This window comes from Caulobacter sp. BE254 (genome assembly GCF_031457295.1).
GTDB lineage: Bacteria > Pseudomonadota > Alphaproteobacteria > Caulobacterales > Caulobacteraceae > Caulobacter.
Window position 1 is genome coordinate 1 of sequence record NZ_JAVDWJ010000031.1, and the last position, 1,229, is coordinate 1,229.

Below are 1,229 nucleotides of genomic sequence, written 5' to 3' on the forward strand. Positions count from 1 at the left end.
ATAGCTGACACATCATCATTGGCAGGATTGGCTCGAAAGGAGGGCGGTCCATGCCTTGGCGAGAGGTGTCGGCGATGGAGCAGCGTCGGGAGTTCGTGCGGCTGGCGATGATGGAGGGGGCCAACCGGCGGGAGCTGTGTCGGCGGTTCGAGATCAGCCCGGACATTGGCTACAAGTGGCTGGACCGGTCGAAGGCGGGGGATGGGGCTCTGGCCGACCGGTCGCGGCGGCCGCACAGCAGTCCCGGGCGCAGCGCCCCCGAGCTGGAGGCGGCGGTGCTGGCGGTGCGCGACGCCCATCCGGCCTGGGGCGCGCGCAAGATCGGCGCCTGGCTGGAGCGCCGGAGCGTCGAGCCGCCGGCGGTTTCGACGATCCACGCGATCCTGCGGCGACATGGCCGGATCGATCCCTTCCCCACCGCGCCGGGCAAGGCTTGGACGCGCTTTGAGAAGGCCGAGCCCAACCAGCTGTGGCAGATGGACTTCAAGGGCTGGTTTCGGCTGTCCTCGGGCCAGCCCTGCCACCCGCTGACGATCGTCGACGACCACTCGCGCCTGTCGCCCTGCCTGAAGGCCTGCGCCGACCAGCAGGGCCAGACGGTCCTCCCTCATCTGGAGGCGACCTTCCGGCGCTACGGCCTGCCCCTGGCCTTCTTCGTCGACAACGGTCCGCCCTGGGGCGAGCCCAGCGGCGAACACTGGACCCGACTAGAGGTCTGGCTGCTCAAGCTGGGCGTGAGCGTGCTGCACAGCCGGCCCTATCACCCCCAGAGCCGCGGCAAGATCGAGCGCTTCCACCGCAGCCTGGCCGCCGAGGTCCTGGACCTTGAACGCTTCGACAGCTTCACCCAGGTCCAGCGCGCCTTCGACCGCTGGCGCGAGGTCTACAACTTCGAGCGCCCCCATGAGGCCCTCAAGCTGGACTGCCCCGCCGAGCGCTACCGGCCCAGCCCCCGGACCATGCCCGACAGCCTTCCACAACCCCAGTACGACAGCGGCGAGATCCTGCGCACCGTCTCGACCACCAAGGCCTATGTCCGCTTCAAGGGCCGCTTGTGGCGCGTCCCCAAAGCCTTCCGCGGCGAACGCCTGGCCCTGCGACCCCTGACCCGCGACGGCCACTACGGCGTCTTCTTCGCCAGCCATCAGGTCGCCACCATCGACTTGACCGACCCCAAACCTGTCAGTCATGTCTCCGAACAGGTGTCCGCCATGTCCCCGGACTGAACA

Annotated in this window: 1 protein-coding gene; it reads left to right on the forward strand. The window is 68.8% G+C overall.

The genetic code is table 11. From position 1 onward, the window contains the following. Positions 1-50: 50 nt before the first annotated feature. On the forward strand, positions 51-1,226 hold the full coding sequence (locus J2X41_RS25190; RefSeq protein ID WP_310087335.1) for an IS481 family transposase: 1,176 nt from the start codon (positions 51-53) through the stop codon (positions 1,224-1,226). Positions 1,227-1,229: the final 3 nt, after the last annotated feature.

Bases quoted from the DNA above. Each gene is read 5' to 3' on its own strand.
- J2X41_RS25190 (WP_310087335.1), top strand. From the start codon at position 51: ATGCCTTGGCGAGAGGTGTCGGCGATGGAGCAGCGTCGGGAGTTCGTG.